A 12,496-nucleotide genomic window follows, 5' to 3' on the forward strand; every position below is an offset into this window, starting at 1 on the left:
ATCGCTGCACGTTTATGCAATCCAGGGCCATGGGTATGAGGAGTGGTCCGTGACGGCTGTGGTCGGGTAGCCGGAGACCATTACTGATCCCCGGCCCCCTCAGAACCGGACGTGCGACTTTCACCGCATCCGGCTCAAGCAAGCCACGCGGGCTTCGCAGGTCAGCAGGGTCATGTGGCCCGTCTGCCGTCGCTAGCGTGGTGCTGGCGGTGGCATTCGGAGTGCACGAGGCGAAGATTGTTCCGCTCGTCCGTGCCGCCGTCTCGCCGGTAGGTGAAGTGATGCTTGTGGAGCATCTTCTTCGAGGCCGCGAACCAGTTGATCCACTCGCGTGGACTGTCCGGTTCGTACTCGGCTCCGACGATCAGCGCCTGTTTGCAGAGAGGACAGAGCCCCTGCTGCCGGACCGCCAGCACAAGACTCGTCTTGTCCATCGGCGGCGGCGCTTTCCTGCGACGGCGGTCCCGCCAGTACTCAACCAGAGCGGGGTCGTCCGGAGACGCCGAGCCCTTGACCGGGTAGTGGCGGACGATGCCGGTCCAGGCGAACTTGATGAGGAAGGCCCCGCTGTCGCGGTCGCCGAACACCCACCGGTCTCGCCGGGACGGGTGGAACCTGCCGAAGTACCGGTCCACGACCCAGTACCTCGATTTGTTGCGGTGACGACGCCTGGCCCATTTGAAGGTCAGCCGCCACATGTAGTGATCCAGCGACGAGAACGTCGTCGTGGACGCCACCGCCCGGTAGTAGGCCGCCCAACCGCGAACGATCGGGATCAGCCTGCGCAACACAGCCTCGGCATTCGCCCCATGCAGGGCTCGAACCTCGGTCCGCAGTCGCGCCCGGAGCCTCTTGCAGGCTGCGGTGCTCGGTTTGATGATCAGCTTTCCGCCCGTTCGGCGGACGGTGAAGCCGAGGAAGTCGAACCCCTCATCGAGGTGAACGACCTTGGTCTTCTCCTCGTTGAAGCGAAGACCTCTCGGCTCCAGCCAGTCCTCCAGCCGAGCCCTGACCTGGTGCACCTGTTCCTCGTCGTGGCAGAGCACGACGAAGTCGTCGGCTTATGCCGTGTGCCGGGTTATGCCGACTGCGGCGGCGACAGCGTGACGGACCTGGGGTCTGGTTTCGAAAGCTTCAGCATAACCGGCGGCCTCTGCCCGAGGCGGCTCGTATCCCTGTCTGAGCAGGCGAGTTACCTGCAGACAGGAGAAGGCCATGGATGCGATCGGAGAGCGGCGCCGTGGGCCGGTGCCGTTGGTGGTGACGGGGCCATTGGCTCCGTACGAGTCGCTGGTGCGTACGGAGTTGGCGTCCCGAGGGTATGCGGAGTCGTCGGTGAGGGACGCGGTGCTCATGATGCGGCGCCTGAGCCTGTGGATGGACCGGCGTGAGCTCGCCGTGGCTGGGCTGTCGGCGTCGAGGGTGGAGGAGTTTCTGGCCTTCCGGCGGGCGGTGTGCTCCTCCGAGCCGGTGGCCCGGCGGTCTCTGGGGGCAGTGATCAAGGTGCTGCGGCACATCGGCGCGGTTCCGGTTCCGGTCGAGGCCGGCGGCGACGCGGTGCAGGAGGTGCTGGCGGACTACGGTGCCTACCTGCGCGGGGAGCGGGGCCTGGCGGACGAGTCGGTCCGCTGCTACTGCGGCCAGGCCCGCAAGTTCCTTGCTGCGCTGCCGGATCCGCTGGACGACTCGCTGGCTCGGCTGGATGCCGCGCAGGTGACCGCGTTCATGGTGCGGCACGCCGCGGACGCCGAGAGCGTGTGGTCGGCGAAAGCCCTGGTGACCGCGGTCCGCTCGCTGCTGCGCTACCTGCACGTGGACGGCCGGATCCCGGCACCGCTGACCGGGTCGGTTCCCGCGGTGGCGGGCTGGCGGCTCGGTTCTCTGCCCCGTGGACTGGAATCACAGCAGGTGTCCGCGCTGCTGTCCGGACCGGACCCGGAGAGCGCGGCGGGACGGCGGGATCGGGCAGTGCTGACAGTGCTCGCCCGTCTCGGGCTGCGCGGCGCGGAAGCCGCCGCCCTCCAGCTGAGCGACATCGACTGGCACGCGGGTGAGATCGCAGTGCGGGGCAAGGGCTCCCGCGTCGAGCGGCTGCCACTGACGCCCAAGGTCGGCGAGGTGCTCGCGGACTACCTGATGAAAGACCGTCCCCGGTGTTCGGCCACGGCCGTGTTTCTCACCGCCCGGGCTCCCTATCAGGCACTGACCGGAGCTTGTATCCGGGCGATCATGGGGCGGGCCTGCGAGAGGGCCGGACTGCCGCGGCTGGGAGCCCACCGGCTCCGCCACACCCTGGCCACCACCATCCTGCGGGCCGGGGCCCCGCTGCCCGAGGTCGGCCAAGTGCTCCGTCACCGCAGCCAGTTGAGTACCACCATCTACGCGAAAGTCGACCATGAAGCCCTGCGGTCCCTGGCCCAGACGTGGCCGGAAGGCGGTGCCCGGTGACCACGCTTCGACAGCACGCACAGGAGTACCTGGCCATGCGCCGACGGCTGGGATTCAAGCTGACCACCTTCGGCGAGAAGCTGATGAGCTTCATTAACTACCTGGAGGACACAGGCGACACCGTCCTGACCACCCGGTCTGCGCTCGTCTGGGCCACGGATACGCCCCGCAGCAGCGACGAAGTGCACTGGAGCCGGCGGCTGATGGTCGTGAGGATCTTCGCCCGGCACCTGAAGACCCTGGAACCGGCGACCGAGATCCCGCCCGATGACGCCCTGCCGCACCACTACCGGCGCATCACCCCGCACCTGTTCACCCCCGCCGAGCTGGACCGCTTGCTCGCGGCGACGAGTGCCCTGAGCTCGGCCTTCCGGGCCCTCACCTGGCACACTTTCATCGGCCTGCTGGCCGTGAGCGGCCTGCGCACGTCCGAAGCCTGCGGCCTGGACCGCACCGACGTCGACCTCACTGGTGGTCTTCTCACCGTGAGGGAGACGAAGTTCGGCAAGTCGAGGCAGGTCCCGGTGCATGCCAGCACGGTCACGGCACTGCGGAGGTATGCCCGGCAACGTGATCTCCAGCGGCCCGCCCCGAGCACGGCGGCCTTCCTGGTCTCCACCCGCGGCACCCGGCTCGACTCCCACAACCTCCCGCGCACCTTCGTCAAACTACTGTCCGCGGCGGACATCACCGCAGGTGAAGGCCGCCGCAGGCCCCGATTGCACGATCTTCGCCACACCTTCGCGACCACGACCTTGCTGCAGTGGTACCGCGACGGCGCGGACGTCCAGGCGAAGCTCCCACTGCTGACCACCTACCTCGGTCACGCCGACCCGAAGTCCACCTACTGGTATCTCTCCGGCTCCCCGGAACTCCTATCCCTGGCCGCGGCCCGCCTGGAGCACAGCTTCGGAGGCCGGCCGTGAGCGACCTCGCACCCCTGCTACAGGGCTTCTTCACCGACAAGCTGATGCTTCAGCTCCAGGCCAGCCCGCACACCATTGCGGCCTACCGCGACACCTTCACCCTCCTGCTCGGCTTCGCCGAGCGGCGCACCGGCCGACCGCCGACCCGCTTGAGCATCGCCGACCTGGACGCACCGACGATCGGCGCGTTCCTCCAGCATCTGGAAACCGTCCGCGGCAACACGGCGGCGACCCGCAACGTCCGTCTCGCCGCGATCCGCTCGTTCTTCCGCTACGCGGCCCTGCGGGCGCCCGAGCATGCGGCGGTGATCCAGCGGGTGCTGGCGATTCCGCCCAAACGCTTCGACCGGGCCATCGTCAACTACCTCACCACCACGGAGACCGACGCTCTGGTCGCAGCACCGGACCGCACCACCTGGACCGGACGTCGTGACCATGCGCTGCTCCTGACCGACGTCCACACCGGACTGCGCGTCAGCGAGCTGACCCGTCTCACGCTTCAGGACATCCATCTGGGCTCCGGCCCCCATCTGCGCTGCCACGGCAAGGGACGCAAGGACCGGTGCACCCCGCTGACCAGCGACACCGTCAAGGTGCTCAAGACCTGGCTGAAGGAGCGAGGCGGCGAGCGAGGAGATCCGCTGTTCCCGACCCGCCGCGGCACTCCGCTCAGCCGAGACGCCGTCGAAGCCCTCGTCACCAAGCACACGCGGACCGCCGCAGTCACCTGCCCGTCCCTGGCCGACAAGCACGTCACCCCGCACACCCTGCGGCACAGCACCGCAATGGCACTTCTCCACGCGGGAGTTGACGTCTCCGTGATCGCCCTCTGGCTCGGCCACGAATCAACTGAAACCACGCAAATCTATCTGCACGCCGACATGAGCATCAAAGAACGTGCGCTCGCGCGCACGGCTCCCGCCGGCAGCACGCCCGGACGTTTCACCGCTCCGGACAACCTGCTGGCGTTCCTCCAGACGCTTTGAGTCGGAGACCACTGGTTATGCCGACCGCTCTGAGGCAGGCACAGGGCTCGTCATGCTGCCGCCGCCGCAGTCGGCATAACCCGGCACACGGCATAAGCCGACCTATGCCGAGTTCGGCATAGGTCGGCATACCTCACCAGCACCGGAGTGCCTGGCATCGCGCCCGGCTCACGCCCGGCCCGAACCGTGTATTGGCACCCTGCGGCCTGTTCCAGTCCGTGCAGAGCAACATTCATCAACAGCGGGCTGATCACACCGCCTTGAGGAGTTCCCTCCTCGGTCGGTGCGAACCGGCCGCGGTCGATTACGCCCGCCTTCAGCCAGCCGCGGATCAGATCCCTGGCGGGGAACTGGCCGAGCATGGTCATGAGGTGGTCGTGGTCGATGCGGTCGAATGCCGCTGACAGGTCCGCGTCCAGGACCCATAGACGCTTCGGGTTCTTGCCCTTCACCGTCCAGAAGATCGAGGTAATCGCGTCCTGGCAGCTGCGGCCAGGCCGAAAGCCATACGACTTCGGCTCGAACCGCGCCTCCCACTCGGGTTCCAGCGCGTTCTTCACGCGGGCCTGGAGGACCCGGTCACGGATGACCGGGATGCCGAGTGGCCGCTGTTTCCCATTGCTCTTCGGGATGAACACTCGCCTGACCGGCCTGGCCTTCCAGGGCTTCGACGACCGATGGATCTCGGCCGCCAGCGTGCCTCTCGCCTTGGGCGTGAGGGCTCGTTCCCCGTCGATGCCAGCGGTCATGCGACCACTGCTCTGCTGCGTCACCCGCTTCACGCTGATCAGCGTGTTGCTGCGGCTTCGCAGCATGAGCTTCTGCAAGTTGCGGACCTTCCTGAGGTCCCCGTCCTGCGTTGCCTTGAAGATCCTCTGCCTCAGCCGCCGTACGTTCTCCTCGCAGGTGGCCCAGTCGATGCCGTGCCAGTCGAGTAAGTCGTCCTCGGGTCCGTTCACCGCAGGCGAGGACGTCACGACAGGTGCCGTGATCTCCATGTTCGCCTCCGGTGTCTAACTTGTCCCTCGGTTCGAGCGTCCTTGCAGTGGTGACTTCAAAGGCTCACCTGATCCACGTGGGCGCCCTTTCGGGCCGGGCCACCAGGGCCCGTATCCGGCGAGTTATGCGGGAGCGGGTGAAGGTCCCGATCTCCCGGTTTCCTCTGGCCTTTCGGCCTGCCGGCCTTCGCTTCTTGGATCTTCCTTCTCCCGCCGGGGACTTCAGCCTTCCTTGCGGTCGGCCTACCAAGCCGAGGCTCGGACCCCGTCGGGGTTTCCACGTTCCGCACCAGTGAGACGCGGCTGGGGTGGGCGCCCCCTCTACCCCGGGACCAGCGGTGTCCTCCCTCCAGGCTCAGTTACCCGGAGGTCGCTTGGTGCCTTGCAGCACCGGGTCCTGTGACCGCCGCCAACACGCCATCGACGCGGTCTTAAAGTCACGAGGCATCATCGAGGGTTCACTTGCGTTCGCCCGTCCAGCCTTCCCCTCACCTGTTGCACCCCGATGGCCGGGACGCCCTTGGGCTTGAACGCTCCGCTTCACACCCCGCCGTTACCAGCGACGCATGGGAGCGCGGGGACGGGCCCTGGACACTGGCCCGAAGTCCAGCCTCATCAACATCCCTTCATACGGCTGTCCTTACTTACTTGGTACGACCTCGTGTCGCACACCGAGATTTTCAGTTGGCACATGGAGAGTGCTGGTTGGCACAGCTTGGCCCGGTAACGCTGTGTTGCGGTCGGTGCCGAAGAAGCGCCCCGTTGCCGGACGAGTGGTGCCGCCCCGGGTGAGTGGGCGAGGCGACGATTGCGAAGATCCCGTCGGATTCAAGTCATCCGGACCAGCTTGCGATGGCGTACGACAGAGACGTCGGGCTGCGGGATCGGCTGAGGCTCGGGGATGACTGGGTACGTCGGTGGAGCTCGACACAGCAGGTGGGCGACGGCAGGGTTTGCCGGCCGATCCGGGATATGGCTCACGTACCGGTGCTGTCGTCCCGGCCGATGCGGGGGTTCACGTGGCGAGCGAAGCAGCGGCACCGCCCCGGCCTGCCGCACCAGCGTCGCGGGTACCTCTCCTTCCCCGGCCTGCCGACCTTGACGGTGCCCCCGGTCCCTATGCCTGGCCCCGACACACCTCGAGTTCCGGCAGTCGCGTCGAGAGGCGTTCGCCATGTGCCCCCCAAGCCGCGGTCAGTACGGAAGGGCACACCGACCGCCTTGGACACCACAGGCTCTGTTCGAGGCAGGTCGACTGAGCGAGGCGCTGCCGGTCTACGAGGTCCTAGCTCATGAGTTCGACCTCCTCGGCGCGCAGGGTGCTGAGGACGCCCTGACCTGCCGCATCCAGGCCGCCCGTTGTCGGACCGGACTCGGCCAACACCAACGCGCACTGGGCGATCTCCAACGCGAACCGGCCCAGTTACGCGCCTACCGCGCACCCACGGACACCGTGGTCCTTGAGGTGCGCCTGCACGTAGGACTGTTGCTGCGCGATGTGCACCGCTTCGCGGAGGCGGTACAGGAGTTGGGCAGCCTGTACAACGACTTGGTAGGCGAGCACGGTCCGGATTCCGCCCTGGTGAACCAGGCGCGCGAGGCTCTCACCGGAATTCGTCGGCGGCCGTCGGGCGGCCTCCATCTGACGAGGCCAGGGTGGCTTTGTATCTCAGTGTGGGAGTCGTGGGGTCCTATCCGGGATGCTGGGCATACGCTTGAGCTAGGCGCCACGGCCCGGGGCGATCAGACCCGTCTCGTAGGCGAAGACGACGGCCTGGACGCGGTCGCGCAGGTCCAGCTTCGACAGGATGCGGCCGACGTGGCTCTTGACCGTGGTCGGGCTGAGGAACAGCCGGGAAGCGAGTTCGGCATTACTGAGGCCCGTCGCGAGTAGGCGGAGCACCTCGAGCTCGCGCGGGGTCAGGTCGGACAGATCGCGGTGCGCGGCGATGGTCTGCGGTTCGTCGTGATGGGCGAACCGCTCGATCAGCCGACGAGTGATTGCGGGCGCGAGGAGAGCGTCGCCGGTCTGCACCAGGCGTAAGGCGGAGACCAGATGTTCGGGGGTGACGTCCTTGAGCAGGAAGCCGCTGGCGCCGGCCGTGAGCGCGGCGTAGACGTAGTGGTCGAGGTCGTATGTGGTGAGGATGATGACCCGCGTTCCGGCCGGGCCGGCGTCGCCGATGATGCGCCTGGTGGCCTCGATGCCGTCCATCTCGGGCATCCGGATGTCCATGAGGACGACGTCGGGCCGCGTACGGCGAACCGCTGCGACAGCCTCGGCCCCGTCGGCGGCCTCGGCCGTCACTTCGATGCCGTCCGCGGCCAGGATCATCTTGAAACCGGTGCGTACGAGGGCTTGGTCGTCGGCGATGACGGCGCGCAGCGGTGGTTGTTCCATGTTCATACGGTGCTCCGCGGGATACGGGCCGTGACCCGGTATCCGCCGGCCTTTGTCGGCCCGGCTGTCAGCTCGCCCTTATAGACGGCCAACCGCTCGCGCAGTCCCATGTGGCCACGGCCGTTGCTCTGCACAGGCGGGGATTCCTTGGCGCCGCCGGTGTCCGTGATCTCGATCTCCAGCCCGTCGTCGGTGTATCCGATGGCGACGGACGCCTGCGCGCCGCGCGCATGTTTGATCGTGTTGGTCAGCGCCTCCTGTACGACGCGATACGCCGCGAGGTCCATCCCGGGTGGCAGCGGTTCCGGTGGCAGCGACACCTCGACGCTCACGGGCGTCCCGGCGGCGCGTACCCGTGCGACCAGCGCGTCGAGCTGCGCGAGCCCGGGCTGGGGCTCCAGGCCGTCGGGCCTCTCGTGGTCCGCGGCGGCCAACAGGCCCATCACATGGCGCAGTTCGGCCATGGCGGCCCGGCCGCCCGCCTCGACGGCCAGCAGTGCCTCCTTGGACTGCTCGGGTTCCACGTCCATCACTTTGCGGGCCGCGCCTGCCTGGATCACCATCACGCTCACATTGTGGGTCACGACGTCGTGCAGTTCGGCGGCAATGCGGGCACGCTCCTCTTCGACGACGCGTCGCGTGGCCTCCTCCTGAGCGGCCTGCAGTTCTGTCATCCGGTCCCGGCTGGAGTCCAGCCGCAGTTGCAGGAAGCGGACGAGGCTGGCCAGCATCCCGGCCACCAGGAGCACGAATCCCGGGCTGGACCATCCGGGGAGCAAGGGTTCCGCGTTGCGGAAAGTGAAGCCGGACAGCGCGGCGGCGATCACCAGGACGGCGATCGCCGTTATCCGGTAACGGCTGTATACGACAGCGCTGTAGGCGCCGATGACACAGGCCAGGACGGTGATCCAGGAGGCGGAGCTGCCGATGGCCAGTGCCGCGCCCAGCACCACCACGAACAAGGTCAGCGGATACCGGCGCCGGGCTGCCAGCGGCAGCGTCGACAGGACGACCAGGGCCCAGGGCACGGAGGAGGGTTCTTCCTTCACGGGCACCTGACCAGGGTCGGGCGGCGAGGGCGGGGCCGGGACCCCGGTCCCGACGTCCACCGTAGGCGGGTTGATGTTCACTGGCCCGTCGCCGGGATAGCGCACCGCCACAAACAGGGCAATGACGGTCAGTACGAACGCCAGCACCACATCGGCGCGCACCGCTCGCCGTGACAGCGGGGCTGCCTTCGCCTCCGGGCGTAGCGCGTCGACGAGTTGCTGATGCCGGCTGCGCTGGTCTTCCGTCTCCACTCGTGCATTGTGCTGCGCTCTCCGCCCGGCCCGCGTCCGCCTGTCCGGCCAGGGCATTGCCCAAGAGGCCTACTTCTCAGGGATGACTCCGCGGCCGAATCCTCCGCAGGAAGGGCCTGTTGTTGGTTCCGCGGCCGACGCGCCCCATACGCGGCAGCCTCTAGGTTCGCGGGGCCGACAACGGCATGTGCCTCGCGACCGTGAAGGACGGACAACTCGTATGCATCAAGTGATCGAGCTGGAGGGTACGGCGAAGCGCTACGACAGCGCCGGCGCGCCGGTGCTCGGACCGCTCACGTTCAGCGTCGACAAGGGTGAGGCCCTTGCCGTGACGGGCCCTTCCGGGAGCGGCAAGTCCACGCTGCTGAACCTCGTCGCCGGCCTGGACAAGCCGACCGATGGAGCCGTGTTCGTGGCCGGGCGACGGATCGACCAGTTGAGCGAGCCCGCCCTCGCCAGGTTCCGTCGCGAACACATCGGCATGGCCTTCCAGTTCTTCAATCTTCTCGACGACCTCACTGTCACCGACAACATCCAGCTCCCGGCCCAGTTGATCGGGACCAGCCGGCGCGAGGCCGCGGCCCGTGCGGGTGAGCTCATGGAGATGCTGGGGATCCAGAAGCATGCCCGCGCCTACCCGGGCCGGCTGTCCGGAGGTGAACGCCAACGGGTCGGTGTCGCAAGGGCGTTGGTCAACCGGCCCGCGCTGCTGCTCGCTGACGAGCCCACCGGCGCGCTCGACACCGCCTCGGGCCACGACGTCCGCAACCTGCTGATGGATCTGCACCGCGGGGGACAGACCATCGTGCTGGTGACGCATGACCTGACGCTGGCGGAGGCGTGCGCGAGCCGCACGATTCACCTGGTCGACGGTCAGGTCGCCCTCGACTCGTCCGCGCAGGCCGTCCGATGAGCCTGTTCGGTACCGGCGCGCTGGGCCGGGTCGTACGCTCCGGGGTGAGCCAGCGGCGGGTGCAGACAGTGGTGATCGCCGTGGCCACGATGATGGCCGTGGCCTCGGCCGTGGTTGCCGGGTCGCTCATGGTCGCCGCAACCGCCCCCTTCGACCACGCCTTCAACAAGCAGCAGGGCGCGCACATCACCGCACAGTTCGATCCGGCCAAGGCGAGTGCGGCGCAGCTGGCGGAGACCGGGAAGCTGGCCGGGGTCACGGCGAGCGCTGGGCCGTACCCGTCCACGGCGTTCCGCCCGGTGGACCAGTTGGGCTTCCCCATGCCGACGCTGACCCTGGTCGGGCGGTCCGGTCCGGACGGTGACGTGGACCGCGTGGAACCGAAGTCCGGTCGGTGGGCGCAGAAGCCGGGCGAGATCGTGCTCGGCGCGTCGTTCGAGGGCCCCTCCGTCGAGATCGGCTCCACCTTCAAGGCGTCGGACGCCGTCAACGCCCCGACACTTACGGTCGTCGGCTTCGCCGTGTCGGCCGGCAGGTCCGCCGACGCCTGGGCGACCTCGGCGCAGGTCGACGCGCTGGCTTCGCAGGGCCACACCGTCACGAGTCAGATGCTCTACCGCTTCGACTCCGCGAGCACGAAGAGGCAGATCCTCGCCGACCGGGCAAAGCTCGCCGCCTCCGTGAAGTCCAGGGCGCTGCTGGGTACCCAGTCCTGGCTGGACACCAAGCGCGCCGCTGATCAGGGTGCGGCGGCGACCGTCCCGTTCGTGATGGCTTTCGGTGTGCTCGGCATCGTGATGTCGGTGATCATCGTCAGCAGTGTGATCAGCGGTGCGGTCGGCGCCGGCCTGCGCAGGATCGGCATCCTCAAGGCCATCGGCTTCACTCCGCGCGAGGTCGTCCGCGCCTACGTGGCCCAGGCCCTGATTCCGGCCGGTGCCGGCATCGCCGTGGGCGTTGTGCTGGGCAACCTCCTGGCGGTGCCGCTGCTGGCGGACACCCAGGAGATGTACGGCACCGTCTCGCTCTCGGCGGCTTGGTGGGTGGATGTCGCGGTGCCGGCCGCCGCACTGCTCGTCGTGGGACTCGCGGCGCTGGTCCCGGCACTGCGCGCCGGACGCCTGCACACGGTCGAGGCCATCGCGGTCGGCCGGGCACCGCGCACGGGGCGCGGGCAGTGGGCGCACCGGGTGATGGGACGGCTGCCCCTCCCTCGGCCGGTGACCTACGGCCTCGCCACCCCCTTCACACATCCGGTGCGTGCCCTCGCGATGCTGCTCGCGGTCGCGTTCGGCACGGTCGCGGCGACCTTCGCGGTGGGACTGACCTCGTCCCTGAGTGCGGTTGGCGCCTCGCAGGACCCCGAGAGCCGTGCCGCGGTCACGGTCACGACGGTCAGGCTGGACGACATCGCTCCTCCTGCGCAGCCGGAGCCTCCTGCGGTGGACGACGCGGCAAGCCCGTCTCCCGTCAGCAGCAGCACGGCCGGCACGTCCAGGCCCAAGGTCGCCGATCCGGCGAAGGTGCGGGCCGCCCTCAAGTCCGAGGCGGGGCTGAAGTCGTACTACGGCAAGCTCCAGACCGAGGTCGCCGTGGCCGGGGTCTCCGGCTCGGTCCAGGCCAGCCTCTACGAAGGGGATTCCCGCTCCGGCAGTTACGACATGCTCTCCGGGCACTGGATCACCGGCAAGGGGCAGGTTGTGGTGCCTTCACGCTTCCTGGAACGGACCAGCACCAAGGTCGGTGACTCGGTGCGGGTGACCTACGAGAAGGAGACCGCCGACCTGCGGATCGTCGGTGAGTCCTTCGACACCTCGGGCAATGAGCTGGAGATCCACGCGGACATGGCCAACTTCCCCTCGGCCGAGCCCAGTACCTTTCTCGCCGACGTGAAGTCCGGCGTCTCGGCCGACGAGTTCGCGGCGAAGCTCGCGGCGGTGGTACAGCCTCTGGGCGGCGACGCCACGACCATCCCGCCCTCGGAGCAGAAGGGCGTCATCCTCGTCATGGACGCGATGGCGGTGCTGCTCACCCTCATGCTGGTCGCCGTAGCGGGCCTCGGCGTGCTCAACTCCGTCGTCCTGGACACCCGACAACGCATCCACGACCTGGGCATTTGCAAGGCGATCGGCATGTCGCCGCGGCAGACCATCAGCCTGGTGCTCGCCTCGGTGACCGCGATCGGCGTGGTCGGCGGGCTGATCGGCGTACCGGCGGGTTACGCGCTGCACCACGTTGTCATGCCGGTGATGGGGCGTGCCGTAGGCACCCGTATGCCGTCGTCGGTCCTCGGTGTGTACGGCCCTGCTCAGCTGGTCCTGCTGGGGATGGGCGGGGTCGTAATCGCGATGTTGGGCGCGCTTGTTCCGGCCGGCTGGGCGGCCAAGGCCCGTACGGGCACGGCGCTGCGCACCGAGTAGCGTCCGGCGGAGCGCGAGCCGCTGAGCAGATCCGCCAGACCCGCTGGGGCAAGCACCAGCGGGCCGGGCAGGAGCCGCCGTCACGCTGAACCTGCGACGCGGG

General features: G+C 68.4%; 9 protein-coding genes and 1 pseudogene. 5 read left to right on the top strand and 5 right to left on the bottom strand.

What is annotated here, in order from left to right; translation table 11 throughout:
• Positions 1-170 precede the first annotated feature (170 nt).
• The gene (locus tag OG223_RS53935; protein WP_443073706.1) at positions 171-1,046 is read right to left on the bottom strand and encodes a group II intron maturase-specific domain-containing protein; all 876 of its coding nucleotides are present in this window, start codon (positions 1,044-1,046) and stop codon (positions 171-173) included.
• Positions 1,047-1,215: 169 nt separating this feature from the next.
• Here OG223_RS53935 and OG223_RS11710 point away from each other — a divergent pair, with 169 nt between their 5' ends.
• Genes OG223_RS11710 through OG223_RS11720 form a run of 3 tightly spaced genes read left to right on the top strand, consistent with a single transcriptional unit; the run spans position 1,216 to position 4,360 of the window.
• The gene (locus OG223_RS11710; RefSeq protein ID WP_329246219.1) at positions 1,216-2,448 is read left to right on the top strand and encodes a site-specific integrase; all 1,233 of its coding nucleotides are present in this window, start codon (positions 1,216-1,218) and stop codon (positions 2,446-2,448) included.
• On the top strand, positions 2,445-3,374 hold the full coding sequence (locus OG223_RS11715; protein WP_329246221.1) for a tyrosine-type recombinase/integrase: 930 nt from the start codon (positions 2,445-2,447) through the stop codon (positions 3,372-3,374). The genes OG223_RS11710 and OG223_RS11715 overlap by 4 nt, the downstream gene beginning before the upstream one ends.
• Positions 3,371-4,360 carry a tyrosine-type recombinase/integrase gene (locus OG223_RS11720; protein ID WP_329246224.1) on the top strand — a complete coding sequence of 330 codons (990 nt, stop codon included), beginning with the start codon at positions 3,371-3,373 and terminating at the stop codon, positions 4,358-4,360. The genes OG223_RS11715 and OG223_RS11720 overlap by 4 nt, the downstream gene beginning before the upstream one ends.
• A 122-nt stretch (positions 4,361-4,482) precedes the next feature.
• Here OG223_RS11720 and OG223_RS11725 read toward each other — a convergent pair.
• From OG223_RS11725 to OG223_RS11740, 4 genes and pseudogenes are all read right to left on the bottom strand, one after another.
• A pseudogene (locus tag OG223_RS11725) lies at positions 4,483-5,358 on the bottom strand (reverse transcriptase N-terminal domain-containing protein); the annotation flags it as partial.
• A gap of 1,423 nt (positions 5,359-6,781) precedes the next feature.
• The gene (locus tag OG223_RS11730; RefSeq protein ID WP_329246226.1) at positions 6,782-7,000 is read right to left on the bottom strand and encodes a hypothetical protein; all 219 of its coding nucleotides are present in this window, start codon (positions 6,998-7,000) and stop codon (positions 6,782-6,784) included.
• A gap of 78 nt (positions 7,001-7,078) precedes the next feature.
• On the bottom strand, positions 7,079-7,759 hold the full coding sequence (locus tag OG223_RS11735; protein ID WP_443073707.1) for a response regulator: 681 nt from the start codon (positions 7,757-7,759) through the stop codon (positions 7,079-7,081).
• Positions 7,760-7,761: 2 nt separating this feature from the next.
• Positions 7,762-9,060, bottom strand: coding sequence for a sensor histidine kinase (locus OG223_RS11740; protein WP_329246229.1), 1,299 nt, complete (start codon positions 9,058-9,060; stop codon positions 7,762-7,764).
• A gap of 220 nt (positions 9,061-9,280) precedes the next feature.
• On the opposite strand from OG223_RS11740, the gene OG223_RS11745 reads away from it, so the two are divergent.
• Both OG223_RS11745 and OG223_RS11750 read left to right on the top strand, forming a co-directional pair.
• On the top strand, positions 9,281-9,973 hold the full coding sequence (locus tag OG223_RS11745) for an ABC transporter ATP-binding protein (RefSeq protein WP_329246232.1): 693 nt from the start codon (positions 9,281-9,283) through the stop codon (positions 9,971-9,973).
• A complete protein-coding gene (locus OG223_RS11750; RefSeq protein WP_329246234.1) occupies positions 9,970-12,393 on the top strand; it encodes an ABC transporter permease in 2,424 nt (807 codons plus the stop codon). The genes OG223_RS11745 and OG223_RS11750 overlap by 4 nt, the downstream gene beginning before the upstream one ends.
• The last annotated feature ends 103 nt before the right edge of the window (positions 12,394-12,496 follow it).

The sequence above is a fragment of the Streptomyces sp. NBC_01478 genome (assembly GCF_036227225.1).
Taxonomy (GTDB): Bacteria; Actinomycetota; Actinomycetes; order Streptomycetales; family Streptomycetaceae; genus Streptomyces.

What these genes read in the sequence shown, in the direction of transcription:
- OG223_RS11745 (WP_329246232.1), top strand. Translation starts at nt 9,281, where the DNA reads ATGCATCAAGTGATCGAGCTGGAGGGTACGGCGAAGCGCTACGACAGC.
- OG223_RS11710 (WP_329246219.1), top strand. Translation starts at nt 1,216, where the DNA reads ATGGATGCGATCGGAGAGCGGCGCCGTGGGCCGGTGCCGTTGGTGGTG.
- OG223_RS11735 (WP_443073707.1), bottom strand. Translation starts at nt 7,759, where the DNA reads ATGGAACAACCACCGCTGCGCGCCGTCATCGCCGACGACCAAGCCCTC.
- OG223_RS11730 (WP_329246226.1), bottom strand. Translation starts at nt 7,000, where the DNA reads ATGGAGGCCGCCCGACGGCCGCCGACGAATTCCGGTGAGAGCCTCGCG.
- OG223_RS11750 (WP_329246234.1), top strand. Translation starts at nt 9,970, where the DNA reads ATGAGCCTGTTCGGTACCGGCGCGCTGGGCCGGGTCGTACGCTCCGGG.